This is a genomic window from Actinomadura verrucosospora, assembly GCF_039540335.1.
Classification (GTDB): Bacteria; Actinomycetota; Actinomycetes; order Streptosporangiales; family Streptosporangiaceae; genus Spirillospora; species Spirillospora verrucosospora.
The window spans coordinates 35,320-60,221 of record NZ_BAABEV010000028.1 but is presented as its reverse complement, the minus strand read 5'-3'; the positions used below and the strand labels follow the sequence as shown (position 1 = coordinate 60,221).

Sequence of the window (24,902 nt, the reverse complement as noted above, 5' to 3'; positions counted from 1 at the left end):
GGGCCCGGTCAGACGTAGGCGGGCAGCGGCCGGGCCGCCGGCGCCGCCTCGGCCTCGCGCTGGGCGAGGGCCAGCCGCCGCACCGCCAGGCGTAGCGTGTCCGGCGGCAGCACGTACGGGAGGCGCACGTAGTCCTCCAGCACGCCGTCCGCCCCGAACACCGGGCCCGCGACGACGCGGACGCCGAGCCGCTCTGACGCCTCGGCGAGCCGGGAGGCGATCGGCGCGCCGATCCTCGCCCACAACGACATCCCCCCGTCCGGGAGCCGGAACTCCCAGCCCGGCAGCAGCTCGCGCAGCGCCGCGGCGAGCGCGTCGCGGCCGCGCAGCAGGCTCTCGGCGCGCTCGGCGCGGACCTCCTCCACCCGCAGCAGCAGCTCCCGGACGATCAGCTGGTCCAGGACGGGGCTCGCCATGTCGAGGGGCTCGCGGGCCAGCACGAGGCGGCGGGCCAGCGGGGCGGTGGCGCGGATCCACCCGATCCGCAGCCCGCCCCACAGCAGCTTGGAGGCCGAGCCGATCGTGACGACCCGGCCGCCCGCGTCGAAGGAGGCCAGCGGCGGCTCGCGCGGCGCGTCGGGGTCGTGGGCGAGCTCGGCGAAGGTCTCGTCGGCGACGAGGAACGCGTCCGCGCGCCGCGCCGCGTCGACCATCCCGGCCCGGTCGCCCGCCCCCATCACGTACCCGGTCGGGTTCTGGAAGTCGGGGATCAGGTACGCCATCCGGGCGGCGGCCTGCCGCATGGCGCCGGCGGCGAGCTCGACGTCCCAGCCCTCGTTGACGCCGACGGGGACGAGCCGGGCCCCGCGGCGGCGCAGCGCGCCGAGCGCGTGCGGGTAGGTGGGGCGCTCGACCATCACGGCGTCGCCCGGCTCCACCAGCAGCTGGGTCAGCAGCGTGAACGCGTGCTGCGCGCCGGTGGTGACGACGATCTGGTCGGCGCGGGTCGCGACGCCGCGCGCGGTGTAGCCGTCCGCGATGACCTGCCGCAGGCTCGCCAGCCCCGCGGGCTCGTAGCCGGGGCCGGAGCTGTAGCGGGGCAGCTCGTCGACGGCGGCGGCGACGGCCTCCTCGAAGATGGCGGGGGCGCCGGGGGTGGCGCAGCCGAGGTCGATGAACGACGGGTCGTCCGGTGCGGGGTGGGCCATGCCGTACCGGTGGCCGGCGGGGACGGCCCCGCCGTCGGGCGCGCCGGGCGGCTCGGCCGACGACATGCGCACCGGCGGCAGCGCCGTCCAGCTTCCCGCGCCCTGCCGGCTCTGGACGTAGCCCTCGTCGCGGAGCCGGTCGTAGGCGGTCGTCACGGTGGTGCGGCTGACGCCGAGGGCGGCGGCCAGGTCGCGTTCGGCGGGCAGCCGCGTGCGCAGCGCGAGCCTGCCGTCCAGGACGAGGGCGCGCAGCGACCGGGCCACCGCCGCGTAGACGGGGCGCTCGCCCGAGACGTCCCCGAGCAGCCGGGCCAGGTGCGGGCCGCTCACGTAGCGCGTGCTCATACGGGCCACTTTCGCACATTGGCTCTACCGATTCCAGTCCACTCGGGGGCAAGGTGGTCCGAAACGATGGCCGGCAGCGGAGGGGAAGCTCGAAATGGCCTTGATGGTGCGCCGCCTGGTGCAGCTCTACGTTGGATTGGCCTTGTACGGGCTCGGAATCGCCCTCCAGGTGTCGTCCGGGCTGGGCAACGACCCCTGGGACGTCTTCCACCAGGGGCTCTCACGGCGCTTCGGCCTGTCGATGGGCGCGTGGATCATCATCGCGGGCGCGGTCGTGATGCTCGCGTGGATCCCGATGCGGCAGCGGCCCGGCATCGGGACCGTCAGCAACGTCGTCCTCGTCGGCGTCTTCGCCGACCTGTTCCTGTGGCTGCTGCCCGCCCCCGGCGCGCTCGCCGGACGCTGGGCCTTCCTGATCGCCGCCGTGCTGGTGGGCGGCTTCGCCACCGGCTGCTACATCGGCGCCGGCCTCGGCCCGGGCCCCCGGGACGGGCTGATGACGGGGCTCGCGGCGCGCGGCCACTCGATCCGGGTGGTCCGGACGACGATCGAGCTGGCCGTGCTGGCCGTCGGCTGGCTGCTCGGCGGCACGGTCGGTGTTGGAACGGTCCTCTACGCGGTGGCGATCGGACCCCTGACGCACGTCCTGCTGCCCCGGCTGACCGTGGGGGCCCGCACGCCCGCACCGGCGCCCGAACCAGAACCCGAACCCGCAGGCGCCTGCTAGCCGCGGAACAGGCGGACCGCCTGCTCGGCGACGGCGGTGAGCAGGGGCGCGGCCCCCGCCTTCAGCTCCTCCAGGGTGCGGGGGCCGTCGGCGAGGCTGAACGCGGCGGTCAGGCCGAGCGCGTGCAGCTCCTCCAGCGGGCCGGTGACGCCGCCGGCCAGGGCGACGCACGGGACGCCGCGGTCCCGGGCGAGCGACGCGACCGCGGAGACCACCTTGCCGCCGGCGCTCTGCCCGTCCACCCGTCCCTCGCCCGTGACGACGAGGTCGGCGCCGTCGAGCGCGGCGGGCAGGCCGACGGCCTCGGCGACCAGGAGGGCGCCGCCGGACGGCTCGGCGCCGAGCAGGCCGACGAGCCCGCCGCAGGTGCCGCCCGCCGCACCGGCCCCGGGCAGGTCGTGCACGCGAGGGCCGCCGCGCGCGGCGACCACGTCGGCGAAGACGGCGAGGGCGGCGTCGAGATCGGCGACCTGGCCGGGGGACGCGCCCTTCTGCGGGCCGAACACGGCGGCGGCGCCGTCCGGCCCGACGAGCGGGTTGGTCACGTCGCAGGCCACCCGGAACCGGGTCGCGCGGACCTCGTCCGGCACCCCGGAGTCGTCGATCGACGCCAGCTGGGCGAGCGCTGCTCCGCCCGGCGGCAGCTCCCCGCCGGCGGCGTCCAGGAAGCGGACGCCGAGGGCGCGCAGCAGCCCGGCGCCGCCGTCGGTGCTGGCGCTGCCGCCGATGCAGACCAGCACGTCGCGGGCGCCGCGCCGCACCGCGTCGGCGATCAGCTCGCCGGTGCCGGCGGTGCCGGCGTTCATCGGGTCGGGCGGGACGTCCTCGACCAGCGGCAGCCCGGACGCCGCGGCAAGCTCCACCACCGCCGAGCGCCCGTCGCCCGACAGCGCGTAGCGCGCCTTGACCGGGCGCCCCACCGGGTCGGTGGCGGCGACCTCGACCGCGTCGCCGCCGCGGGCGCTGAGGAAGCAGTCGAGGGTGCCCTCGCCGCCGTCGGCCATCGGCACGGCGGCGACCCGCGCGTCGGGCGCGGCGCGCAGGACGCCCGCCTCGACGGCGGCGCACACCTGGGCGGCGGACAGGCTTCCCTTGAACGAGTCGGGGGCGATGACGACCTTCATCAGCGCTCCGCCGCCAGCGTCGCGATCACGGAGGCGAACTCCTCGGGCAGGACCAGCGTGTCTCCCTCGTAACGGGTCTCCAGGCAGGTCAGCTCGCCGGCGCGCCACCAGTACAGGGAGGGGCTGAGCGAGCCGGGACCCTCCTCGTAGGCGCGGTGCGCCTGCGCCTGGAGCTCGGTCGCCGCCGCCACGGCCTCGCGGTAGCGCGCCCTCGGGTGGCCTTCGGTGATCCGGAGCGGGTGGGCGACGATGAGGCTGCGGTTGGGCGCGATGACCAGCGCGCCGTACGGGCCGATCGGCAGGTACTCCTCCAGCCACGCCAGGTGCGTGACGGCGTAGAACGTCCAGCCGTGCAGGACGGAGACGCGGACGCCGCCGAGGTCCTGCTCGTCCATCTGGAGCGGGCCGTCGGCGCGGACGTTGGCGCGGCCGAGCATGAACAGCGCGTCGCCCGACACCGGCCAGCCGCCCATCTCCTCGGTGGTGACCGTCCGGACGGTGGTGGGCGTGTCGACCACCACCACCTCGATCAGGCCGGGCGCGAACGGCCGGGCCGCGAGCACCCCGTTGTCGGCCTCCGCGGGGTAGATGCGGGTGCGCAGCAGGTGCTGGGCGAGGTCGAAGTCGCTGAGGTCCAGCGGCTCCTCGATCGCCGTGACGATCGTGGTCACGTGGTCGGAGACCAGCGCGGGCCAGTCGTCGCGCGGCACCAGCCGCGCGAGCTGCCGCAGGTCGCGCAGGCTGACGTGCAGCCTGTTGGCGCCCTCCAGCAGCATGATCTCGCCCGGCACCCGGCTGCACCGGTAGCCGAGGCTCTCGGCCACGAGGACGAGCAGGGAATCGAGGGTCCCGTCGTCCCACGGATCGGGACGGGCGTGGCGGCCGCTCATCGCGCACCTCCCGGGGGCGCTTCGAGGGTGAGCGCGCCGGTGTCCGGCACGGCGGGGTGCGGATGTGCGGGGTCGTGGCCCGGCGGGGCCGGGGCGTGGAGCACGGCGGGGGCGCCGAGCTCCAGGGTGTGCTGGCGCGGCCCGTGCCCGGCGGAGAGGCCGGCGAGGATCGGGACGCCGAGCGGGCCGAGCCTTGCGGCGAACACCGCGTCGAGCTCGGCGGGGTCGCCGCAGTCCTTCCAGGAGCCGAGCGCGAACCCGGCGGCGCCGTCGAACCAGCCGGCCTGGAGGAGCTGGACGAGCATCCGGTCGATCCGGTACGGCGCCTCGGTCACGTCCTCCAGGAAGACGACGCGGCCCGCGGCGGGCGGCGGCGCGTACGGGGTGCCGAGCACCGCCGCCAGGAGCGAGAGGGTGCCGCCGGTCAGCGGGCCCTCCGCGCGCCCGGGCCGCAGCGTGCGCGTGCCGGGCAGCACGGCGGGCGCCGAGCCCGATGACGCCGCGGACGACGTCGCGGCGCCGCCGAACAGGGCGGTGCGCAGGGACTCCAGGGAGGCGTCCTGCGCCGCCGGGTCGAGATCGGCGATCACTCCCGCGGGCATGGGGCCGAAGGACGTCGTGATCCGCAGGCGCGTTCCAAAAGCGCCGTGCAGCGCGGTGATGTCGCTGGAGCCGTGCAGGATCTTCGGCCCGCCGCCGGTGGCGGCGGACGCCTCGGTCGCGGCGCGCAGGGCGTCCCAGTCGAGACGGTCGAGGACGCGGGTGGCGCCGTAGCCGCCCCGCGCGCAGACCACCGCGCGGACCCGCGGGTCGCACCAGGCGGCCTGCAGGTCGGCGGCGCGGTCGGCGTCGGTTCCGGCCAGCCGGTGCCAGTCGCCGCGCACCGGGCCCGCCGGGCCCAGGTTGACACGGTCGAGGGCGTGCTTGCCGACCACGACGTCAAGGCCGAGGTCGCGCAGGACGGCGCAGCCCGCCTCCAGCCGCGCGGGGTCGGCGGGGCCGCTGGGCGCGACCACCGCGACGCGGTCGCCGGGCCGCAACCTCGCGTACCTGCGGGCCTTCCGCGCGTGCTCCGCACCGCCGGGCGTGCCGACGGCGGGCGCGTCCGGCGACCCGTGGGCCGCCACCGCGCGGGCGCCCCCGCTGTTCAACCCGATCCCTCCTCGCACCGCGACGGATAGAGCTTGTCAGGATCCGGACCCCAGTGGAAGGGGCGACCGGTCACGACCCGCCAACAGATCATCGCCCCGTGCCGAGCGCGAGGCCGGCCAGGCGCGGCAGCGTCTCGCCGATCGGCCGGCGCAGCACCGCGTCGGCCAGCCCATCGTACGGGGTCTCCTCCGCGTTGATGATCACCAGCCGGGCGCCGTGGTCGACCGCCTCCAGGCACAGCCCGGCGGCGGGCTGCACGGTGAGCGAGGTGCCGACCGCCAGGAACAGGTCGCAGGACCGCGCGGCGGTGATCGCCGCGTCGAGGACGTCCTGGTCCAGGGCCTGGCCGAAGGAGATCGTCGCGGACTTCTGGATGCCGCCGCACTCGGCGCAGAGCGGGTCGGCCTCCCCGGCCTCGACGCGCGCGATGATCTCCGGCATCGGGGTGCGCAGCCCGCAGGACAGGCACACGGCCTCGCGCGCGGTCCCGTGGATCTCGATGACGGCGCGCTCGGAGGATCCGGCGCGCTGGTGCAGGCCGTCGATGTTCTGGGTGATCAGGGCGCGGAGCCGTCCGGCCCGCTCCAGCTCGACCAGCGCGGCGTGCGCGGCGTTCGGCTCGGCCTCCCAGACGGGGGCGTCGCGCCGGGCCCGCCAGGCGCGGCGCCGCACCTCGGGATCGGCGAGGTAGGAGCCGATCGTGGACATCGCCTCCGCCGACGGGTCGCGCGTCCAGACGCCGTTCGGACCGCGGAAGTCGGGGATCCCGCTGTCGGTCGAGATGCCGGCGCCGGTGAGCACCGTGATCGCCTCGGCCTCCGGCAGGAGGCGGGCCAGCGTGCGGGGAGCGTCCACCGCACCATGGTAGGACCAGCGCCGCGCGGCCCGTCCCGGTGAAGGGAGGGGCCGCGCCGGTTAACGGATGGGTATCGGGCGGGTCCTTACGGAGGGTCACGGACCGACCGGCCCTCAAAAGGTGACAAACTTGGCCCGGTTATGAGGTCGACGCCGCACATCCTGGTGATCAACGGCACCAAGGTCCGCCGCCCGGTGTTCATCCTGGGCGCGCCGCACTCGGGTGCGGAGCTGCTGGCGCGCGCGGTCAAGCGCTCCCCCGGCTTCCACCTGACCACGGGCCGGCCGGACGTCCTGCGCGTTACCTACGCCTTCGCCCGCCAGCCCTCGATCGCCGAGCGCGGGGAGGGCGCCGCCCGCGTCCTGCGTGACGCCTACGCGCAGGCGTGGCAGGTGTCGGCGCGGGCCTGCGGGGAGTGCCCGGACGAGTGCCGCGAGATGGGCGGGCTGCCGCCGCGCCCGCCGGGCGGGCCGGAGGGTCCGGCCCCCGGCCCCGTCCCGGAGCCGCCCGGCCCGTGCGTGCAGGCGCAGGGGCTCGCCCGGTACGCCGACGCCTCCCCCGACCTGATCTACAGCGCCGACGTGCTGCTGGACGCCTTCCCCGACGCCCAGCTCGTCCAGGTGATCCGGGACGGCCGGGACGTGGTCGCCGACATGCTGGCCGACGAGCGCTGCCTGGCCTGGTTCAAGCCGGGCCTGGCCAACCTCGACACGGTGTTCCCCAACCCGTTCTTCGGCGTCGAGGACCACACGGACCGGAGCCGGTGGCCGCGCGCGGCGGCCGCCGTGAAGTGCGCCATGCGGTGGCGGGGGTCGGTGCGGCTGAGCGCGAGGCTCCGCCTCCAGGTCCCCGAGGAGCAGCTGGCCACGGTCCGCTACGAGGAGCTGGTGGCCCGGCCGCGCCGCGTCGGCGCCGAACTGGCGGAGTACCTGGACGCGCCGCTGTCGAAGTCGGCGCTGACGGGGCTGGTGCGGGCCGGGGCGCGCGACGCCGCCGAACCGGGCGTCGGGGTGTGGCGCGAGCGCCTCACCCCGCGGCAGGCCGCGCAGGTCGAGAAGGTCGCGGGAACCGAGCTGCGGCGGCTCGGCTACCCGCTCGGCTCCGAGGCCTGAGCGGCCGCTACTCGGCCCCGAGCGGCTCGGCCCGCCGCTCCTCCTCGGGGCCCTGGTCGCGCTGGTGCGAGAACTGCGTGCGGTAGAGCTCGGCGTACAGGCCGCCCTCCAGCAGCAGCTCCTCGTGCCGGCCGCGCTCGGCGACCCGGCCGCCGTCGACCACGAGGATCTGGTCGGCCTCCCGGATCGTGGACAGCCGGTGCGCGATCACCAGCGACGTCCGGCCCGCGAGGGCGGTGCGCAGGGCCCGCTGGACGGCCGCCTCGGACTCGGAGTCCAGGTGCGCGGTCGCCTCGTCGAGGACGACCACCGCCGGGGCCTTGAGCAGCAGCCGGGCGATCGCGAGCCGCTGCTTCTCCCCGCCCGACAGCCGGTAGCCGCGGTCGCCGACGACGGTGTCCAGGCCCTCGGGCATCTCGGCGACGAGGCCGCCGATGTGCGCGGCCTCCAGCGCGGCGAGGATCTCCTCGTCGGAGGCGTCCGGGCGGGCGTAGCGCATGTTCTCGCGGATCGAGTCGTGGAACAGGTGCGCGTCCTGGCTGACGACGCCGATCTCGGCGCGCAGCGATTCGAGCGTGACGTCGCGGACGTCGACGCCGCCGATCCGGACCGCGCCGGCGGACACGTCGTACAGCCGCGACACCAGGTGCGTGATCGTCGACTTGCCCGCGCCGGACGGCCCGACGAGCGCGACCAGCTGCCCCGGCGCGGCGGTGAAGTCGACGTCGTGCAGCACCTCGCGGCCGGGCGCGGTGTCGGTGCGGGCGATCGACTCCAGCGAGGCGAGCGAGACCTCGTCCGCCGACGGGTAGGCGAACCGGACGTGGTCGAACTCGATCGACGGCGCCTTCGACAACGCCGGGCCCGAGCCGTTGGCGGACGGCGCACGGGCCTCGGCCAGCTCCCGGGCGCCGTCGCGGTCGCGGACCAGCGGCTTCAGGTCGAGCACCTCGAACACGCGGTCGAAGCTGACGAGCGCGGTCATCACGTCCACGTGCACGTTGGACAGGGCGGTCAGCGGCCCGTACATCCGGGTCAGCAGGGTGGCGAGCGCGACGAGCGTGCCGAGCTGGAAGCTGCCGTCCACCACCAGGTAGCCGCCGACGCCGTAGACCATGGCGGTGGCCAGCGCGGCGACCAGGGTCAGCGCGGTGAAGAAGACCCGCCCGTACATGGCGGCGACGATGCCGACGTCGCGGACGCGGGCGGCGCGGCCGGAGAAGTTCTCCTCCTCTTCGGCCGGACGCCCGTAGAGCTTGGCGAGCATGGCCCCGGCGACGTTGAACCGCTCGGTCATCAGCGAGCCCATCTCGGCGTCCAGCACCATCTGCTCGCGGCTGACCCGCTGCAGCCGCCTGCCGACCCACTTGGCCGGCAGGATGAAGATCGGGAGCAGCAGCAGCGCGATCACCGTGACCTGCCAGGACAGGATGAGCATCGTCACCAGCACCAGGACCAGGCTGATCACGTTGGACACCACCGACGACAGGGTGGTGGTGAGGGCGCGCTGCGCGCCGATGACGTCGTTGTTGAGGCGGCTGACGAGCGAGCCCGTCTGCGCCCGCATGAAGAACGCGACGGGCTGCCGCTGGACGTGCGCGAACACCTGGCTGCGCAGGTCGTAGATGAGCCCCTCGCCGATGCGCGCCGAGTACCAGCGCTGCGCGAGGCCGAGCACGGCCTCCACCAGGGCGAGCCCGGCGACGGCGGCGGCGAGCCAGAGCACGACGTCGGAGCGGCCCGGCACGATGCCGCGGTCGATGATCCCCTTGAGCAGCAGCGGGTTGGCGACGACGATCACCGCGGCCAGCGAGTTCAGCGTGAGGAAGACCACCAGCTCGCGGACGTAGGGCCGGGCGTAGCCCGCGATCCGCCCCACCGTGCCGGGCGCCAGCTTCTGCCGGGTGACGGAGCTGTCCTTGCGGAAGGACGCCATCACCTGCCAGCCGTTGCCCGACATTCCCGGCATTCCCACGAGCGCCTCCGGTAGACGTCGACGTATATCAAGTACGTAATCAAGTAAGCATCTCAGTATCCGGCGTGGACAACGCGCCCCCGCCCGCCCGTCTTCCCGGCTCCGCTCACGGCGTAACACGCCTCTGGACAAGCCGCTCCCGGGGTGTAACCGTGATCTCCACTTCCCGGCTCACACCCCCCAGGAGCCCCGATGAGACGACGCCTCACCGGCGGCGTCGGCGTGATCACCCTCACCGCCGCGCTCGCCGCCGCCTCCGCGCTGCCCGCCGCGGCGGCCGGGCCCACCAGGTCCGCGCCCCGGCCACCGGGCGCCCACCAGGTCACGGTGCGGAACGGGGAGACGCAGCCCGTGTTCTCCCGCGCCGACGCCGTCACCCAGACCGTGAACATCGAGACCACCGCCGACAGCGACCGCGACGGCGTGCGGGACCGCGTGCAACTGCGGATCATGCGGCCCAGGGAGACCGACACCGCCGGCCTGAAGGTCCCGACGATCCTGGAGCCGAGCCCGTACTGGGCCGGGATCAACGACGTCCCGAACCACCCCGTCGACATCGGCGACGCCCGGGCCCGCTCGCTCACCACCACGCGGCGCGACCTGGCCGAGGTCTTCCCCGGCTACTACGACAACTACTTCCTGCCGCGCGGCTACGCCGTCGCCGACCTGGACAGCATCGGGACGGGCGGCTCGACCGGCTGCCCGACCTCCGGGGACCGCAGCGAGCAGGCGGGCGCGAAGGCCGCCGTCGACTGGCTCAACGGGCGGGCCCGGGGCTGGACGCCGGACGGCGCGCCGGTGAAGGCCACCTGGTCCACCGGGAACGTCGGCATGATCGGCCAGTCCTACGACGGGACGCTGCCGAACATGGCCGCCGCCACCGGGGTCGAGGGCCTGAAGGCCATCGTCCCGATCGCGGGCATCTCCAGCTGGTACGACTACTACCGCGCGGGCGGCGGCGTGGTCGCGCCCGGCGGCTACCAGGGCGAGGACCTGGACGTCCTGGCCAAGGCCGTGCTGACCCGCGAGAACCCCGAGGTCTGCGCGAAGGTCATCGAGGACATCGAGGCGTCCCAGGACCGCGAGACCGGCGACTACTCCACGGTGTGGGCCGAGCGCGACTACGTCGGGCAGGCGCGGAGGGTGCGGGCCGCCGTCATGGTCGTGCACGGGCTCAACGACTGGAACGTCAAGGTCAAGCACTCCGTGCAATGGTGGAACGCGCTGAAGGAAGCGGGCGTGCCGCGCAAGCTGTGGCTCCACCAGGGCAACCACTCCACGCCGTTCCGCTGGCGGGTCGAGGAGTGGCTGCGCCAGACGCTGCACTGGTTCGACCGCTACCTGTACGGCGTCCGCAACGGGATCGAGCACGAGCCGCGCGTCGACGTCCAGCACGCGGACGGGACGTGGGAGACGGCGAAGGACTGGCCCGTCCCCGGCACCCGCACCGTCCCGGTCAGCCTCAACGCGGGCCCGTCCGGGCAGCCGGGCGCCCTCGGCCTCAGGCCCCGGCCCGGTCCGGCGCAGTCGTTCACGGACGCGGGCAGGACCCGGACGGCCGAGGAGCTCCTCGCGAACGAGGGCCAGGCCGACGCGAACCGGCTCGCCTACCTGACCGGGCCGCTGACGGAGCCCGTCCGGGTGGACGGCATCCCCTCGGTCTCGCTGCGGGCCTCGCTCGACGGCCGCTCGCCGTACCTGACGGCGCTGCTGGTCGACTACGGCACCGACACCCGTCCCACGGGCGCGCGCGTCACCACCGGCGAGGAGGTCTGCTACGGCCAGAGCGTGCCGGGCGACTCGGGCTGCACGATCCGGCAGGCGCTGCGCACCGAGACCGCCCCCTACAAGATCATCACGCGGGGGTGGCTGGACGCCCGGAACCGGCACGACTTCGCCCGGACCGAGCCGATCGAGGCGGGGCGGACCTACTCCTTCCGATGGGACCTCGAACCGACCGACTACACGGTCAAGGCCGGCCACCGGCTCGGCGTGATCCTTCTGTCCACCGACCACGACTACACGCTCCGCTACCCGGCGGGGACGAAGGTCGAGGTGCGGCCGGGCGTCAGCAGGGTGCTGCTGCCGCTGGCGCCGGGCCGCCGCGAGCCGCTCCGGTAGCGCGGCGCGGCGGGCCGGGGGCGAGGGGCGCCTCTCCCCCGGCCCGCCCGCTCACGAGCCGAAGACCTCGCGGAGGCGGCCGATCTGCTCGCGGCGCTCGGCGGCGCACTGCTCCTCCAGGGTGTTCTCCGCGGCCTGCCACAGCAGCCGCTTGGTGGCCGCGGCCGCGCCCGGGTTCACCGCGAGCAGGGCGTCCGCCAGATCGCGGACGGCGCCGTCCAGGCCGTCGCGCGGGACGACGGTCTCGGCGAGGCCGATCCGGGCCGCCTCGTCGGCGAGCACCGTCCTGGCGGTGAGGCACAGCTCCAGGGCCCGCCCGATCCCCACGATCTCGACCAGCGGCTTGGTGCCGGTCAGGTCCGGGACGAGCCCGAGCGCGGGCTCCTTCATGCAGAACTTCGCGTCCTCGGCGACCACGCGGATGTCGCAGGCCAGCGCGAGCTGGAAGCCGGCGCCGATGGCGTGGCCGTGCACCGCCGCGACGGAGACGATGTCGGGGCGCCGCAGCCAGGTGTAGCCCTCCTGCAGCTCGGCGATGAAGCGGTCGGTTCCCTCGGCGTCTGCGCCGTCGGTGAACCCTTCGCCGCCTCCCCCGCCGGAGAACATGCCGAGGTCGATGCCTGCCGAGAACGAGGGGCCCTCGCCCCGCAGGACGACGACGCGCACGTCCGGAGGCAGGGAGCGCCCGATCGCGGCGAGCCCGCGCCAGGTCGCGAACGTCATGGCGTTGCGCCGCTCGGGCCGGTCCAGGGTGACGGTCGCGATCGCGCCGTCCACGTCCAGCCGCAGGCCCGCCTCGTCGAGGCCGGGCGGGGTGTGCTCCGCCGTCTCCGGCGCCGTGGCCGTTTCCGGCCCGCCGGCCGTGGTCGCGTCCCCCATGGGTCTTCCTTCCGATGAGCGTTCGGGTCCCGCCCCGCCGTCCACGGGGCGGGACCCGCACCTGTCCGTCGCCGCGACCGAACCTTACTCGGTCGGTCGCGGCGCCGGGTCAGGCGGTGCGCTCATCCGGGGGCCGGTGTCCGGTCAGGACTTCTTGCCCCGGGTCGCGCCACCGCGACCGCGCAGGTTGACGCCGGACTCGGTCAGAATCCGGTGGATGAAACCGTACGAGCGGCCGGTGGCGGCTGCCAGGGCGCGGATGCTCTCGCCGGAGTCGTACCTCTTCTTCAGGTCCGCCGCCAGCTTGTCGCGCTCGGCACCGGTCACGCGGGTGCCCTTCTTCAGGGTCTCGGCCACGAGTACCTCCCGTAGTGATGTGGTGACCGCTGCGTTATCCCCCGCCATGATCAGTCATTCCCGCCGGTTCGGCTACCCACTCGGCCAGAAAAGATCTGCGGAAGTCACTCCGCAGGTCACGCGAGGGCCACCAGATCGGCAAACTCGTCACTCCAGATGTCTTCCACACCATCTGGCAGCAAAATCACTCTTTCCGGTGCGAGCGCCTCCACCGCGCCCTCGTCGTGGGTCACCAGGACGATCGCTCCGGCGAACGTCCGCAGCGCGGCGAGGATCTCCTCGCGGCTCGCCGGGTCGAGGTTGTTGGTGGGCTCGTCGAGCAGCAGCACGTTGGCGCTGGAGACCACGAGCATCGCCAGTGCCAGCCGGGTCTTCTCGCCGCCGGACAGCACCCCGGCGGGCTTGTCGACGTCGTCGCCGGAGAACAGGAACGACCCGAGGATCTTGCGGACCTCGACCGGCGCCATGCCGGGCGCGGCGGACTGCATGTTCTCCAGGACGGACCGCTCGACCTCCAGCGTCTCGTGCTCCTGCGCGTAGTAGCCGATCCGCAGCCCGTGACCGGCCACGACCGTACCGGTGTCGGCCTTGTCGACCCCGGCCAGCAGGCGCAGGAGGGTGGTCTTCCCGGCGCCGTTCAGGCCCAGGATGACGACCCGGCTGCCGCGGTCGATGGCCAGGTCGACGTCGGTGAATATCTCCAAAGATCCGTACGATTTCGACAAACCCTCCGCGGTGAGGGGGGTTTTGCCGCAGGGAGCCGGGTCCGGGAAGCGAATTTTGGCCACCTTGTCGGCCTGCCGCTCGCCCTCGACGCCCGCCAGCAGCTGCCGGGCCCGCCGGTCCATCTGCTGGGCCGCCTTGGCCTTGGTGGCCTTGGCCCGCATCTTGTCGGCCTGCGACAGCAGCGTGGACGCCTGCCGCTGCGCGTTCGCCGACTCGCGCTTGCGGCGCCGCTCGTCGGTCTCGCGCTGGTCGAGATACTTCTTCCAGCCGACGTTGTAGATGTCGATCACGCTGCGGTTGGCGTCCAGGTGGAACACCCGGTTGACCACCGCGTCGAGCAGCTCCACGTCGTGGCTGATGACGACCAGGCCGCCCTGGTGGCCCTTGAGGAAGTCGCGCAGCCAGACGATCGAGTCGGCGTCCAGGTGGTTGGTGGGCTCGTCCAGCAGCAGGGTGTCGGCGCCGGAGAACAGGATGCGGGCCAGCTCGACGCGCCGCCGCTGGCCGCCCGACAGCGTGCCGAGCGGCTGGGTCAGCACCCGGTCCGGCAGCCCGAGGCTGGAGGCGATCGAGGCGGCCTCGGCCTCCGCGCTGTAGCCGCCGAGGACGTGCAGCCGCTCCTCCAGCCGCCCGTACCGGCGGACGGCCTTGTCGCGCCCGGCGCCGGTCGCGGTCGCCATCGCCTCCTCGGCGGCGCGCAGCTCGCGGATCACCTCGTCCAGCCCGCGGGCCGACAGGATCCGGTCGCGGGCCAGCTCGTCGAGGTCGACGCCGCGGGGGTCCTGCGGCAGGTAGCCGATGGTCCCGGAGGAGGTCACGGCGCCCTGCGCGGGCAGCGCCTCACCCGCCAGGACCTTGGTGAGGGTGGTCTTGCCGGCGCCGTTGCGGCCGACGAAGCCGACCCGGTCGCCGGGGTTGACCCGGAAGCTGGCGGCCTCGATCAGCAGCCGGGCCCCGGCGCGCAGCTCGATGTCTTTCGCGATGATCACAGTGACAGGGCTCCCCTGACGGACGGCTCGGTGGACAGGCACGAAGAAGCGCGCCGCGCGGTCCTGTGACCGGGGCGCGCTGGGCGGCCTGTCAGTTCGGGAGCGGAACCATTCGCCCAGTGTACGTGAAGCCGGGCCGGTCCCGGCCATCGCTGCGCCCGCGGGGGCCCGATGTGTAGACGCGGTGGGCGGGGCCAGGATGGGAAGTGGCGGCGCGTGCGGCGGGACGACACCGGGGCCACGGTCCCCAGCACGGAGGAGTGTGAGGCAGATGACCCACGTCACGGGCAACGCGCCGGAAGGGACGCCCAACTGGCTGGACATCGGCGTCCCCGATCTCGACCGGGCCAGGACGTTCTACGGGACCCTGCTGGGCTGGCAGTTCCAGGACGCCGGGCCGGAGGCGGGCCACTACAACATGTGCAACCTGCGCGGCGAGCCCGTCGCGGGGATGATGCAGAACCCCGAGGGCGAGCCCGACGTGTTCTGGTGGAGCGTCTACTTCGCCGCGGACGACTGCGACGCGCTGGTCAAGCGCGCCACCGACGGGGGCGGGGATGTCGTGGTCGCGCCCATGGACGTGATGGACCTCGGCCGCATGGCCGTCCTGCGCGACCCGCAGGGCGCGCACTTCGGCCTGTGGCAGGGCCGCTCCCACTTCGGCTCGCGGATCGTCAACGAGCCGGGCTCGTTCGCGTGGAACGAACTGGTCACGCGCGACTCCGCCGCGGCCGGGGAGTTCTACCGGGCGGTGTTCGGCTACGAACTGGAGCCGATGCCGGGCGACATGGACTACACCGTCCTGCGGCGGGCGGGCGACGGGCGCTACGCCGGCGGCATCCTCGGGGGATCCGAGATCGTCCTCGGCGGGGGTGACGGCCCCGTCTCGTCCTGGCTGACGTACTTCGCGGTCGACGACGCCGACGAGGCGGTCCGCAAGGTCCGCGCGGGCGGCGGCGCCGTCGACTCCGAGCCCGAGGACACCCCGTACGGGCGGGCGGCCTCCGTCCGCGACCCCTTCGGCGTCCCGTTCCAGGTGATCAAGCCCGCGCAGGAGCCGGAGTCCTGACCGGGCGGCCCGGGGGCCGGACGTGCTCCGTCCGGCCCCGGGGCGGTCAGCCCTGGCGTTCGGAGGCGAGCCGCTGCGTGATCGTGTGCTGGAGGCGCTGCAGGCCGGACGTGCCGACCAGCCCGATCTGGCCTTCGAGGTCGCGCAGCAGGACGTCCTCGTTCATCACGACCTCCGACGACTGCATCATCACGGTGCCCTGGCCGGTGAAGTCGAACTGGTGCTCCTCGCCGGACGAGCCGCCGATCCCGAAGACCATCCGGGCCGCGCCGAACGCGCCGCGCATGTAGGAGTGGTCGTAGTGGTGGCAGGGCGACGGGCAGTCGGCCCAGCCGAGCAGCGCCTGCGGGTCAACGCGGATCGGCGGCTCGACGAAGTGCACGGGCCCGTTGGAGGCGGCGACGAAACGCCCCGTGCCGATCAGGGTCAGGAACCCGGGGATGATCGACTGCTTCAGCTCCAGGCCCGGTTCGAAGGCGAGCAGGTTCCCCGCCCGGACGGTGAGGTTGCCCTTCTCCAGGTCGAAGGAGTTGACGTCGAACCCGCGGTCGGCGAGGACGAGCTTGCCCTGCCCCTGCGCGACGATCCAGTCCTGCGCGTACAGCGGGGAGTTGAAGGTGTGCGCGACGAGGGAGTCCAGCGGGCCGGCCGACAGCGCCTCGAACTTGATCTGCCCGTAGTAGGCGATCATCTTGCCCTTCTGCGCGAACCACTGCCCGTTGAGGTCGACGCTGAAGGCGTAGGGGTTGACGTTGTCGTTGGACGGCAGGGTCGTGGGGTTCCAGGTCCGCGTCCCGAACGTGCTCACGGTCAGATCTTCCTCTCGCTGGCCTGGACGTAGACGACGCCGGAGCCGCTCAGCTCCAGCTGGAAGCCCTCGCCGGAGCCGCGCCCGATCAGGTCGCGCAGCCCCACCGCCGTGGTGAGCTTGTTCTGCACCTGGCCGCGATGGGCCACGTACGCCTGCGGGTCGACGTGGACCGGGCGCTGCGGGGTGATCGGCAGCTCCATCACGCCGCCGTGCGACAGCAGCGCGCACGCGCCGTGCCCGGTGAGCGTCGTGGTGAACAGGCCCTGCCCGGTGACCGCGCCGCGCACGATGCCGCGCACGCCGCCCTGCTCGCCCATGAACATGGTTCCGACCTGCAGGGTGGTGTCGTGCACCAGCAGCCGGTCGGCCTCGGCGTACAGGGTGTCGGCGCCGTTCAGCTCGACGACGGACACGTGCAGCCCGCCGTGGCCGAACATGACGCTGCCCTGGCCGGTGACGTGCATCATCGCGCTGTGCTCGCCGGCGACGGCGCGCCCGAGCGTGCCGCCGATGCCCTGCCCCGCCGTGGCGGTCGGGGCGAACGACACCGCGCCGGTGTAGGCCAGCATGGCGCCGCGCTTGCTGTAGACCTCCTGCCCCGGTCCGATCCGGACCTGGAGCATCTTGGAGTTGATCGACTCGTAGCCGGGCATCAGATCTCCAGAATCCCGCCGCGCTCGGCCGGCTGGACGTAGACCAGCCCGTGCCCCTGGTACCGGAACTGCACGCTCTCCCCCGATCCCTGGCCGATCACCGTCCGCCAGTTGACGTCGGTGACCACGTCCTGCTGAAGCTGCCCGTGGTGGCAGACGTAGGCGTGCGGGTCGACGCAGAGCGGCGTCTGCGGCGTCACCTCCAGCGCGATGGCCGGCCCCTGCGACAGGACCGCCACCGTCCCGTGCCCGTCGACCTTGGTGGTGGCGAGGCCCTGGCCGGTGCCCATCCCCCGCAGCCCCACGAACTGCACGCCCGTGTTCAGGCTCCCGTCGAGCGCCAGCAGGCTCTCCGACTCCACGAACAGGGTGTCGCCCGTGAGCTGGACGAGCGTCACCTCCGTCGCCTCGCTCGCCAGGTAGACCGTCCCCTGTCCCGTGATCTCCATGAGGGTCATGCCCTCGCCGGCGATCTTGCGTTTGAGGGCGCCGCGCAGCCCCTCGCCGCCCGTCATGCCCTGCCGCTTGAACGCCATCTGGCCCTCGTAGGCCACCATCGAGCCGTTCAGCGCCCGGATCGTCTCGCCGCCGAGGTCGACGGCGAGCATCTTCGAGCCGTTCATTCGAAATTGCGCCACGAAGCGAGAAGATACCGCCCGGCGCGTTGCCGGTCCGCCCGGTGCGCCGATCGGCAAGGATGAGCACATGTGGATCGCTCCCGAACGCCGCAGTCTCAGCCGGTGGGCAGTCCCAGGGCTCGTCCTGGGCGCCGGCGTGGTGGTCGGGGCCGTGCTGGCCGCCGACGGGCGGTCCGGCACGGCCCTCATCGCGCTGGCCGCGCTGGCCGCGTACGCGGCGTACCTCGCCTACCGGCGCAACGAGCCGGCGCTGCCGCTCAGTGAGGGGTTCGGGTCGGGCACCCGGGCCCGCGCCCACCTGCGGGCCGCCGCCATGACGGGCGACGTCCTGACCGTCGCGGTCGTCGGCGGCCTCGTCGTGCAGGCCCTGCGCGGCGCCGACATCACCGCCTACGTGTGGCTGGCGGCCGTCGCCGGCGTGACGTACCTGCTGTCGGCGGTCGTCGGCGGCCGCGGGCTGTGACCGGAGGCCGCGGGCGGTGACCGGCGGCCGTCCGGCCGGGTGAGCTGCGGGAATAGTCGGTTAACTTCTCCTGACAAAAGCGGTTTCGCCGGTCCCCTGGCGGCATGATGCGCCTGTGTCCGCCTCCGACACCCTCGACGCGCTCGTCCCGGCCCGGGCCGTGTTCCACCCCGTGGTCGACCTCGGCACGGGCGCCGTCGTCGCCGTCGAGGCGCACGCCGCCCCGGCCGGCGAGTCCGACCGGACCGGCGGACCGGTGCGGCCCGACCCCGCGTCCGGGGACGTGCGGCGCGCGGTCGAGGCCGCGCGCGCGGCCGCCGAGCTGGGCACGCCGCTGCCGCTGCAGATCGGGCTGCGGGCCGAGACCCTCGCGAGCGGCGGCGACCTGCTGGCCGGGCTGCACCGCGGTCTCGGCGAGACCGGGCGGCGCCCGCAGGAGATCATCCTGTGCGTCGGCGGGGGCTTCGCGCCCGCGCGGCGCCCGGCCGTCGCCGCCGCGCTGGCGGCGCTGCGCCGCGCCGGATACCTCGTCGGGCTGTCCGGCCTCGGCTCCGCGCACACCCCGCTCGACCTGCTCGTCGACGGCGCCTCCTACCTGCTCAAGCTCGATCCCGGGCTGGCCCGGACGGCGGCCGCCGACCCGCGCCGCGCGGCGCTCGTGGCTAGCCTCGTCGAGCTGGCGCACCGGCTGGAGACGCACGTGCTCGCGCCCGGCATGACGACGCCCGACCAGGTGCTGCACCTGCGGGAGGCCGGCGTCCGGCTCGTCCAGGGCCCGGCCCTCGCGCCGCCGGACTGGCGCCCGGGGATGCCGGTGAGCATCCCGGTCACGGGCGGGCACGAGCCGCCCGCCCGGCCCGGGGCCGGGCTCGGGCCGCGGGTGTCGGAGTTCACCCTCCCCGCGGTGACGCTGCCGCTGACGGCGACCGCCGGCGAGGTGCTCACCGTGCTCAACGCCGAGACCGGCGCCACCAGCGTCGTCCTGGTGGACGAGCGGCAGCGGCCGAGCTTCACCGTGGACCGGACGCGCTTCCTGCTCCGCCTGTCGGGCGCTTACGGGCACGCCCTCCACGCGCGCCGGCCCGCCGCGCGGCTCGCCGACCCGCCGCGGCCGGTCCCGCGCACCGTCCCGGCGATCGCCGCGCTGCGGGCCGCGGGCGCCGAGGACGAGCGCGTCTACGACGACCTGGTCGTGGTGGACGAGGTCGGCCGCTGCCTCGGCATCGTCCGGGTGGCCGACCTGATCCGGGCCATGTCGCGCTGAGACCGCCGCTGGGGGCCTAGACCGCCCCGGATGATCCCTTATGTGGATCAAGGCCGGAGAATCCCGTCACGGCCGTCTCCTGGGCGAGGATGGCCGCCTGGACCCGGCTGCCGAGCCCGAGCTTGGCGAGGATCCGGCTCACGTGCGTCTTGGTGGTCGTCTCGGCCATGGCGAGCCGGGCCGCGATCTGTCCGTTGGACAGCCCCTCCCCGAGGCAGGCGAACACCTCGCGCTCGCGCGGCGTCAGCTCCGCCAGCCCCGGCACCTCCGCCGGGGCGGCCGGCCGGGCCGCGAACGCGCCGATCAGCCGCCGGGTGACGCCCGGCGCGAGGACTCCCTCCCCCGCCGCGACCGTCCGCACCGCCTCCACCAGCCGGTCGGCGTCGACGTCCTTGAGCAGGAACCCGGCGGCGCCCGCGCGCAGCGCCCCGAACACGTACTCGTCCACGTCGAACGTCGTCAGCACCAGGACGGCGGTGAACCCGGCGATCCGCCGGGTGGCGGCGACGCCGTCCAGGCGGGGCATGCGGACGTCCATGAGCACCACGTCGGGCCGCAGCTCTTCGGCCAGCTCCACGGCCCGCGCCCCGTCGGCGGCCTCGCCGACCACCCGCACGTCCGGCGCGGCGCCGAGGATCAGCACCAGCCCCGCCCGCACCGCCGCCTGGTCGTCGGCGACCAGGACGTCGATCACGCCGTCCCGCCCGGCGCTCACGCCGCCCCGCCCAGCGAGTCGAGCGGCAGCTCGGCGTGCACCCGCCAGCGGCCGCCGTCCGGCCCGGCGGCGAACCTCCCGGCCAGCATCACGGCGCGCTCGCGCATCCCGACCAGCCCGCTGCCGGTGCCGGGCAGCCGGGAGCCGTCCCGGCCGAGCGGGCTCAGCACGTCGATCACCACGTGGCCGCCCGTGTACTCCACCCGCACGTCGGCCCGCCCCGACCCGGCGTGCTTCAGCGCGTTCGTCAGCGACTCCTGGACGATCCGGTAGGCGGCCAGCTCGACCGCCGCCGGCAGCTCCGGCGGCTCCCCGGCGACCTCCAGCCGCGCCGACAGGTCGGACCGCGCGGTGTGCCGGACGAGCCGGTCCAGCTCCGCCAGCCGCGGCCGGGCCGCCGGATCCGCGCCGTCGCCCTCGCGCAGCAGCCCGATCATCCGCCGCATCTCGGCGAGCCCCTGGACGCTGTTCTCCCGGATGACCTCCATCGCCCGGTCCACCCCCTCCCGGTCCAGGCCCCGCACCTTCAGCACGGCCGAGGAGTGCAGCGCCACCGCGCTCAGATGGTTGGCGATCACGTCGTGCAGCTCGCGGGCCATCCGGGCGCGCTCGGCGGTCACGGCGGCCCGCCGGTCCAGCTCGGCCAGCCGCGCCACCTGCTCGGCGCGCTCCCGCTCGGCCTCGGCCCGCGCCCGCTCGGCCTCGGCGCGGGACCGGTGCTCGCGCACCGCCATCGCGGTCAGCACCGGCGTCACCCACACCACCCCGGCGACCGACGCGCCGAGCACGCCGACCGCGACGCCGCGCACCGCCGCCGCCGCGGCGACCGCCACCGCCGCGCTCCCCGCGAGCGTCGCCCCGAGCAGCCACTCCGCCGTCCGGCGCCGGCCGTACAGGCTCGCCGCGTACAGCGCGTCCCCGTAGATCATCGCGGTGGCGAGGCTCGGCCCGAACCCGACGTCGGCGACGTTGAACGGCGTCGCCAGGAGCAGGCCCGTGAGCGGGGCCGTCCGCCGCAGGAGCATCGTCGCGCAGAGCCCGACCAGCGGGACGAGGCGCAGCCGGAACGAGGGGTCCCAGCCGGCGGACCACACGGTGTGCCCGTGCGCCGCCAGCACCACCAGGCCGCCCGCGAGCGCGGCGGCGGCCAGCAGCGCGTCCTGGCGGGTGGTGAGACGTCGGAGCCTGTGCACGGGTCCATCTCAGCATCCCGCCCGGGGTGTCTCGTCCGTCCGGGTGAGGAGCGCGCGTACATCCTTCGGACGACCCGCGGAACCTCATCGCAGACGACGATTCGCCCTCGCCCCCGGGCGGACGATGAGAATCCCGGCCGTCGAGAAGGGATTCCACGTGCTGCTAGCGGTGATCGCCGGATGCGAGATCGGCTTCTGGGTGCTCCTCGCCGCGGGCCTCCTCGCCCGCTACGCGCTGCGCCTGCGCCGCACCGGGGCGGTGCTCCTGCTGAGCGTCCCGCTGGTCGACCTGGTCCTGCTGGCCGCCACGGCGGCCGACCTGCGCGGCGGCGCGACCGCCGGCGGCGCCCACGGGCTGTCGGCCGCCTACCTCGGCTACTCGGTCGCGTTCGGCCACAGCATGGTCCGGTGGGCGGACGAGCGCTTCGCCCACCGCTTCGCCGGCGGCCCGCCGCCCACCCGCGGTCCGAGGTACGGGGCGGCGCGGGTCCGCCACGAGTGGCGCGAGTTCGGCAAGGCCGCGCTCGCCACGGCCATCGCCTGCGCCCTGCTCCTGGCGATGATCGCCCTGGTCGGCGATGCCGACCGCACGCGGGCCCTGGACGCCTGGCTGGGCCGCCTCGGGTTCGTCCTGGCGGTCTGGGCCCTGTGGCCCGTCACGACCACCCTCTGGCCGCCCAGGCCGCGGGACGGCGCCGCCCGGGACGCGTGAGGCCGCGTCCCGGGTGGGACGCGGCCTCAGGGCGCGGCGCGGGTCAGACGTTGAAGCCGAGGGCGCGGAGCTGGTCGCGGCCCTCGTCGGTGATCTTGTCGGGGCCCCACGGCGGGAGCCAGACCCAGTTGATCTTGACGTCCTTGGCCAGGCCCTCCAGCGCGCTGTGGGCCTGGTCCTCGATCACGTCGGTGAGCGGGCAGGCGGCGCTGGTGAGCGTCATGTCCAGGGTCGCGACCTCGTCGGTCAGGTCGACGCCGTACACCAGGCCGAGGTCGACCACGTTGATGCCGAGCTCGGGGTCGACGACGTCCTTGAGGGCCTCCAGGATCTCCTCCTCCTGGGGGGAGGCGGCGGTCGCGGGAGCCTCGGCGTCGGGCGCCTCCTGGGCGGGCGTGTCGGTCGCGGGCGTGTCGGTCATGATGCCTCTCCGAGTGCGCGGGCGGTCGCGTCCTTCCACGCCATCCAGGCGAGCAGGGCGCATTTGATCCGGGCGGGGTACTTCGAGACCCCGGCGAAGGCGACGGCGTCCTCCAGGACGTCCTCGTCGGGCGCGACGTCCTGGCCGCGGGACTGCATCAGCGCCAGGAACTCCTCGCCGACCGCCATCCCCTCCTTGACGGACTTGCCGATCAGCAGGTCGGACATCACCGATGCGCTGGCCTGGCTGATCGAGCAGCCCATGGCGTCGTAGGACACGTCGGCGACCGTGGCGTCCTGGCCCTCGCCCTCCAGGTGGACGCGCAGCGTCACCTCGTCGCCGCACGTGGGGTTGACGTGGTGCGCCTCCCCCTCGAACGGCTCCCGCAGCCCCTTGTGCAGGGGGTTGCGGTAGTGGTCCAGGATGACCTCCTGGTACATCGCCTCCAGCTGCATGGCGTCCTTTCCAAGCCTTTCTCGCTACAACCCGGGTGCGGCAGGGCGTGTTCCTCAGGCGGTGCCGAAGAACTTCTGCGCCTGCCTTACCCCGTCGGCGAGCGCGTCCACGTCGCCGAGGGTGTTGTAGAGGTAGAACGTCGCGCGGGTGGTCGCCGGGATGCCGAAGCGGCGGCAGATCGGCCACGCGCAGTGGTGGCCGACGCGGACCTCGACGCCCAGCTCGTCCAGGACCTGCCCGACGTCGTGCGGGTGGATGCCGTCGACGGTGAACGAGACGGCGCCGCCGCGGGCCTCGGTGGTGCCGGGGCCGATGACGCGGACGCCGGAGATCTCGCCGAGACGCTCCAGCGAGTAGCCGACCAGGGCCTCCTCGTGGGCGTGCACGCGGTCCATGCCGAGATCGGCGAGGTAGTCGCAGGCCACGCCCAGCCCGACCGCCTGCGCGGTCATCGGCACGCCCGCCTCGAACCGCTGCGGCGGCGGCATGAACGTGGTCTCCTCCATGTGGACGACCTCGATCATGGAGCCGCCAGTGATGAACGGCGGCATGGCCGCGAGCAGCTCGCCGCGCCCCCACAGCACGCCGATGCCGGTCGGGCCGAGCATCTTGTGCCCGGAGAACACCAGGAAGTCGGCGCCGAGCCGGGCCACGTCCACGGGCTGGTGCGGCACCGACTGCGCGGCGTCCAGCAGGACGAGCGCGCCGACGGCGTGGGCACGCTCCACGATCCGCTCGATCGGCGGAACGGTCCCGAGGACGTTCGACTGGTGCGTCAGCGCGACGATCTTCGTGCGCTCGTTGACGATGCCGTCGAGGTCGTCCAGGTCGAGGCGGCCCTCGTCGGTGATGCCGAACCAGCGCAGGGTCGCGCCCGTCCGCCGGCAGAGCTGCTGCCACGGGACGAGGTTGGCGTGGTGCTCCATCTCCGAGACCACGATCTCGTCGCCGGGGCCGACGGCGAACCGCTCGGCCTCCGGGCCGGCGGTGGCCGCGTTGCTCATCGCGTAGGCGACCAGGTTGATGCCCTCGGTGGCGTTCTTCGTGAACACGATCTCGGAGGGCGCGGCGCCGACGAACCTGGCGATCGAGGCGCGGGCGTTCTCGTAGGCCTCCGTCGCCTCCTCGGCGAGCAGGTGGGCCCCGCGGTGCGGCGCCGCGTTGTGCCGCTCGTAGAACTCCCGCTCGGCGTCCAGCACCCGGAGGGGCTTCTGCGACGTCGCCCCCGAGTCCAGGTACACCAGCGGGCGCCCGCCGCGGACCGTGCGCTGCAGCAGCGGGAAGTCCTTCTTCAGCTCCTCGGGCAGAAGGCTCCCTGTTCCGCTCATAGGGACGCGCCCGCCTTCACGTACTTCTCGTAGCCCTCGTTCTCCAGCTCGTCGGCCAGCTCGGGCCCGCCCTCGGCGACGACGCGGCCGGCGGCGAACACGTGCACGAAGTCGGGCTTCACGTAGCGCAGGATGCGCGTGTAGTGCGTGATGAGCAGGACGCCGGTGTCGCCGGAGGCGAACCGGTTGACGCCCTCGGAGACGACCTTCAGCGCGTCGACGTCGAGGCCGGAGTCGGTCTCGTCCAGCACGGCGACCTTCGGCTTCAGCATCTCCAGCTGGAGGATCTCGTGCCGCTTCTTCTCGCCGCCGGAGAAGCCCTCGTTCAGGCTGCGCTGCGCGAACGCCGGGTCGATGGACAGGGCGTCCATCGCGGCCTTCATCTCCTTGGAGAACTCGCGCAGCTTCGGGGCCTCGCCGCGCACGGCGGTGACGGCCGAGCGCAGGAAGTTGGACACCGAGACGCCGGGCACCTCGACCGGGTACTGCATCGCCAGGAACAGCCCGGCGCGGGCGCGCTCGTCGACCGACATGGCCAGGACGTCCTCGCCGTCGAGCGTGACGGAGCCGGACGTCACCTCGTACTTCGGGTGGCCGGCGACCGCGTAGGCCAGGGTGGACTTGCCGGAGCCGTTCGGCCCCATGATGGCGTGGGTCTCGCCGGCCTTCACGGTCAGGTCGACCCCGCGCAGGATCTCCTTCGCGCCGTCGGAGCCGTCGCCGACGGAGACGTGGAGGTCGCGGATCTCAAGCGTGGCCATAGTGCGTGTAGTCCTTC

At 74.2% G+C, this 24,902-nt stretch carries 25 protein-coding genes; 7 read left to right on the top strand and 18 right to left on the bottom strand.

The annotated features are described in order from the left end of the window. Positions 1 to 8 precede the first annotated feature (8 nt). Positions 9 to 1,493: a MocR-like transcription factor YczR gene (yczR, locus tag ABD944_RS26730; protein ID WP_345181113.1), complete on the bottom strand. Its 1,485-nt coding sequence runs from the start codon at positions 1,491 to 1,493 to the stop codon at positions 9 to 11. Positions 1,494 to 1,587: 94 nt separating this feature from the next. Between yczR and yczE the strand changes: the two genes are divergently transcribed. Beyond that, positions 1,588 to 2,220, top strand: a complete 633-nt coding sequence (gene yczE, locus ABD944_RS26725; RefSeq protein ID WP_345181111.1) for a membrane protein YczE — start codon at positions 1,588 to 1,590, stop codon at positions 2,218 to 2,220. Here the strand turns inward: yczE and ABD944_RS26720 are convergent. The 4 genes from ABD944_RS26720 to ABD944_RS26705 form a co-directional block, all read right to left on the bottom strand. Next, positions 2,217 to 3,344, bottom strand: a complete 1,128-nt coding sequence (locus ABD944_RS26720) for a glycerate kinase (protein WP_345181108.1) — start codon at positions 3,342 to 3,344, stop codon at positions 2,217 to 2,219. The genes yczE and ABD944_RS26720 overlap by 4 nt on opposite strands. Beyond that, positions 3,344 to 4,234: a hypothetical protein gene (locus ABD944_RS26715; protein WP_345181106.1), complete on the bottom strand. Its 891-nt coding sequence runs from the start codon at positions 4,232 to 4,234 to the stop codon at positions 3,344 to 3,346. The genes ABD944_RS26720 and ABD944_RS26715 overlap by 1 nt, the downstream gene beginning before the upstream one ends. Next, positions 4,231 to 5,385, bottom strand: coding sequence for a S66 peptidase family protein (locus ABD944_RS26710; protein WP_345181104.1), 1,155 nt, complete (start codon positions 5,383 to 5,385; stop codon positions 4,231 to 4,233). The genes ABD944_RS26715 and ABD944_RS26710 overlap by 4 nt, the downstream gene beginning before the upstream one ends. Positions 5,386 to 5,473: 88 nt before the next feature. Then, positions 5,474 to 6,241 carry an SIR2 family NAD-dependent protein deacylase gene (locus tag ABD944_RS26705; protein ID WP_345181102.1) on the bottom strand — a complete coding sequence of 256 codons (768 nt, stop codon included), beginning with the start codon at positions 6,239 to 6,241 and terminating at the stop codon, positions 5,474 to 5,476. 141 nt (positions 6,242 to 6,382) lie between these two features. On the opposite strand from ABD944_RS26705, the gene ABD944_RS26700 reads away from it, so the two are divergent. Continuing rightward, positions 6,383 to 7,354, top strand: coding sequence for a sulfotransferase (locus tag ABD944_RS26700; RefSeq protein ID WP_345181100.1), 972 nt, complete (start codon positions 6,383 to 6,385; stop codon positions 7,352 to 7,354). Positions 7,355 to 7,361: 7 nt separating this feature from the next. Here ABD944_RS26700 and ABD944_RS26695 read toward each other — a convergent pair whose 3' ends face one another. Continuing rightward, positions 7,362 to 9,323, bottom strand: coding sequence for an ABC transporter ATP-binding protein (locus ABD944_RS26695; RefSeq protein WP_378187739.1), 1,962 nt, complete (start codon positions 9,321 to 9,323; stop codon positions 7,362 to 7,364). Between the two features lie 198 nt (positions 9,324 to 9,521). Between ABD944_RS26695 and ABD944_RS26690 the strand changes: the two genes are divergently transcribed. Beyond that, positions 9,522 to 11,450, top strand: coding sequence for a Xaa-Pro dipeptidyl-peptidase (locus ABD944_RS26690; RefSeq protein WP_345181098.1), 1,929 nt, complete (start codon positions 9,522 to 9,524; stop codon positions 11,448 to 11,450). 51 nt (positions 11,451 to 11,501) lie between these two features. Here the strand turns inward: ABD944_RS26690 and ABD944_RS26685 are convergent, their stop codons facing one another. The 3 genes from ABD944_RS26685 to ABD944_RS26675 all read right to left on the bottom strand — a co-directional run bounded on the left by ABD944_RS26685 (position 11,502) and on the right by ABD944_RS26675 (position 14,401). After that, positions 11,502 to 12,329 (bottom strand): enoyl-CoA hydratase/isomerase family protein, encoded by an 828-nt coding sequence (locus tag ABD944_RS26685; protein ID WP_345181095.1) that lies wholly within the window; start codon positions 12,327 to 12,329, stop codon positions 11,502 to 11,504. Between the two features lie 144 nt (positions 12,330 to 12,473). After that, entirely contained in the window at positions 12,474 to 12,686 is a 213-nt protein-coding gene (locus tag ABD944_RS26680; protein WP_021596738.1) for a helix-turn-helix domain-containing protein, read from the bottom strand. Positions 12,687 to 12,802: 116 nt separating this feature from the next. Beyond that, positions 12,803 to 14,401: an ABC-F family ATP-binding cassette domain-containing protein gene (locus tag ABD944_RS26675; protein WP_185024763.1), complete on the bottom strand. Its 1,599-nt coding sequence runs from the start codon at positions 14,399 to 14,401 to the stop codon at positions 12,803 to 12,805. A gap of 271 nt (positions 14,402 to 14,672) precedes the next feature. On the opposite strand from ABD944_RS26675, the gene ABD944_RS26670 reads away from it, so the two are divergent. Next, a complete protein-coding gene (locus tag ABD944_RS26670; protein ID WP_345181091.1) occupies positions 14,673 to 15,470 on the top strand; it encodes a VOC family protein in 798 nt (265 codons plus the stop codon). A gap of 46 nt (positions 15,471 to 15,516) precedes the next feature. Here the strand turns inward: ABD944_RS26670 and ABD944_RS26665 are convergent, their stop codons facing one another. From ABD944_RS26665 to ABD944_RS26655, 3 genes are read right to left on the bottom strand one after another with little or no spacing between them, the layout of a single operon-like run. After that, positions 15,517 to 16,278 (bottom strand): AIM24 family protein, encoded by a 762-nt coding sequence (locus ABD944_RS26665; protein WP_345181089.1) that lies wholly within the window; start codon positions 16,276 to 16,278, stop codon positions 15,517 to 15,519. 2 nt (positions 16,279 to 16,280) lie between these two features. Then, complete coding sequence (locus ABD944_RS26660) at positions 16,281 to 16,934, bottom strand: AIM24 family protein (protein ID WP_345181087.1); 654 nt, start codon at positions 16,932 to 16,934, stop codon at positions 16,281 to 16,283. After that, positions 16,934 to 17,572, bottom strand: a complete 639-nt coding sequence (locus ABD944_RS26655) for an AIM24 family protein (RefSeq protein WP_345181085.1) — start codon at positions 17,570 to 17,572, stop codon at positions 16,934 to 16,936. Before ABD944_RS26655 ends, ABD944_RS26660 begins: the two co-directional genes overlap by 1 nt. Before the next feature lie 67 nt (positions 17,573 to 17,639). Here ABD944_RS26655 and ABD944_RS26650 point away from each other — a divergent pair, with 67 nt between their 5' ends. Together ABD944_RS26650 and ABD944_RS26645 are read left to right on the top strand one after the other, a co-directional pair. After that, complete coding sequence (locus tag ABD944_RS26650) at positions 17,640 to 18,035, top strand: ABC transporter permease (protein WP_185024767.1); 396 nt, start codon at positions 17,640 to 17,642, stop codon at positions 18,033 to 18,035. Positions 18,036 to 18,150: 115 nt separating this feature from the next. After that, positions 18,151 to 19,299, top strand: coding sequence for an EAL domain-containing protein (locus tag ABD944_RS26645; RefSeq protein ID WP_345181080.1), 1,149 nt, complete (start codon positions 18,151 to 18,153; stop codon positions 19,297 to 19,299). A 16-nt stretch (positions 19,300 to 19,315) separates the two neighbouring features. Here ABD944_RS26645 and ABD944_RS26640 read toward each other — a convergent pair whose 3' ends face one another. Then, the gene (locus ABD944_RS26640; RefSeq protein WP_345181227.1) at positions 19,316 to 19,993 is read right to left on the bottom strand and encodes a response regulator; all 678 of its coding nucleotides are present in this window, start codon (positions 19,991 to 19,993) and stop codon (positions 19,316 to 19,318) included. A 17-nt stretch (positions 19,994 to 20,010) separates the two neighbouring features. Then, the gene (locus tag ABD944_RS26635) at positions 20,011 to 21,207 is read right to left on the bottom strand and encodes a sensor histidine kinase (protein ID WP_345181077.1); all 1,197 of its coding nucleotides are present in this window, start codon (positions 21,205 to 21,207) and stop codon (positions 20,011 to 20,013) included. Between the two features lie 157 nt (positions 21,208 to 21,364). Between ABD944_RS26635 and ABD944_RS26630 the strand changes: the two genes are divergently transcribed. After that, on the top strand, positions 21,365 to 21,919 hold the full coding sequence (locus ABD944_RS26630; protein ID WP_345181074.1) for a hypothetical protein: 555 nt from the start codon (positions 21,365 to 21,367) through the stop codon (positions 21,917 to 21,919). Positions 21,920 to 21,962: 43 nt separating this feature from the next. Here ABD944_RS26630 and ABD944_RS26625 read toward each other — a convergent pair whose 3' ends face one another. The 4 genes from ABD944_RS26625 to sufC are packed head-to-tail and all read right to left on the bottom strand — an operon-like array spanning position 21,963 to position 24,885. Continuing rightward, a complete protein-coding gene (locus ABD944_RS26625) occupies positions 21,963 to 22,340 on the bottom strand; it encodes a metal-sulfur cluster assembly factor (protein ID WP_345181073.1) in 378 nt (125 codons plus the stop codon). Beyond that, entirely contained in the window at positions 22,337 to 22,795 is a 459-nt protein-coding gene (gene sufU / locus ABD944_RS26620) for a Fe-S cluster assembly sulfur transfer protein SufU (protein WP_345181070.1), read from the bottom strand. Before sufU ends, ABD944_RS26625 begins: the two co-directional genes overlap by 4 nt. Before the next feature lie 54 nt (positions 22,796 to 22,849). Next, positions 22,850 to 24,124, bottom strand: coding sequence for a cysteine desulfurase (locus ABD944_RS26615; protein ID WP_345181067.1), 1,275 nt, complete (start codon positions 24,122 to 24,124; stop codon positions 22,850 to 22,852). After that, positions 24,121 to 24,885, bottom strand: a complete 765-nt coding sequence (gene sufC / locus ABD944_RS26610) for a Fe-S cluster assembly ATPase SufC (protein ID WP_179835235.1) — start codon at positions 24,883 to 24,885, stop codon at positions 24,121 to 24,123. The genes ABD944_RS26615 and sufC overlap by 4 nt, the downstream gene beginning before the upstream one ends. Positions 24,886 to 24,902: the final 17 nt, after the last annotated feature.

What these genes read in the sequence shown, in the direction of transcription:
- ABD944_RS26695 (WP_378187739.1), bottom strand. Translation starts at nt 9,323, where the DNA reads ATGCCGGGAATGTCGGGCAACGGCTGGCAGGTGATGGCGTCCTTCCGC.
- ABD944_RS26670 (WP_345181091.1), top strand. Translation starts at nt 14,673, where the DNA reads ATGACCCACGTCACGGGCAACGCGCCGGAAGGGACGCCCAACTGGCTG.
- ABD944_RS26615 (WP_345181067.1), bottom strand. Translation starts at nt 24,124, where the DNA reads ATGAGCGGAACAGGGAGCCTTCTGCCCGAGGAGCTGAAGAAGGACTTC.
- ABD944_RS26700 (WP_345181100.1), top strand. Translation starts at nt 6,383, where the DNA reads ATGAGGTCGACGCCGCACATCCTGGTGATCAACGGCACCAAGGTCCGC.
- yczR (WP_345181113.1), bottom strand. Translation starts at nt 1,493, where the DNA reads ATGAGCACGCGCTACGTGAGCGGCCCGCACCTGGCCCGGCTGCTCGGG.
- sufC (WP_179835235.1), bottom strand. Translation starts at nt 24,885, where the DNA reads ATGGCCACGCTTGAGATCCGCGACCTCCACGTCTCCGTCGGCGACGGC.
- yczE (WP_345181111.1), top strand. Translation starts at nt 1,588, where the DNA reads ATGGCCTTGATGGTGCGCCGCCTGGTGCAGCTCTACGTTGGATTGGCC.
- ABD944_RS26690 (WP_345181098.1), top strand. Translation starts at nt 9,522, where the DNA reads ATGAGACGACGCCTCACCGGCGGCGTCGGCGTGATCACCCTCACCGCC.
- ABD944_RS26685 (WP_345181095.1), bottom strand. Translation starts at nt 12,329, where the DNA reads ATGGGGGACGCGACCACGGCCGGCGGGCCGGAAACGGCCACGGCGCCG.
- ABD944_RS26650 (WP_185024767.1), top strand. Translation starts at nt 17,640, where the DNA reads ATGTGGATCGCTCCCGAACGCCGCAGTCTCAGCCGGTGGGCAGTCCCA.
- ABD944_RS26720 (WP_345181108.1), bottom strand. Translation starts at nt 3,344, where the DNA reads ATGAAGGTCGTCATCGCCCCCGACTCGTTCAAGGGAAGCCTGTCCGCC.
- ABD944_RS26625 (WP_345181073.1), bottom strand. Translation starts at nt 22,340, where the DNA reads ATGACCGACACGCCCGCGACCGACACGCCCGCCCAGGAGGCGCCCGAC.
- ABD944_RS26660 (WP_345181087.1), bottom strand. Translation starts at nt 16,934, where the DNA reads ATGCCCGGCTACGAGTCGATCAACTCCAAGATGCTCCAGGTCCGGATC.
- sufU (WP_345181070.1), bottom strand. Translation starts at nt 22,795, where the DNA reads ATGCAGCTGGAGGCGATGTACCAGGAGGTCATCCTGGACCACTACCGC.
- ABD944_RS26715 (WP_345181106.1), bottom strand. Translation starts at nt 4,234, where the DNA reads ATGAGCGGCCGCCACGCCCGTCCCGATCCGTGGGACGACGGGACCCTC.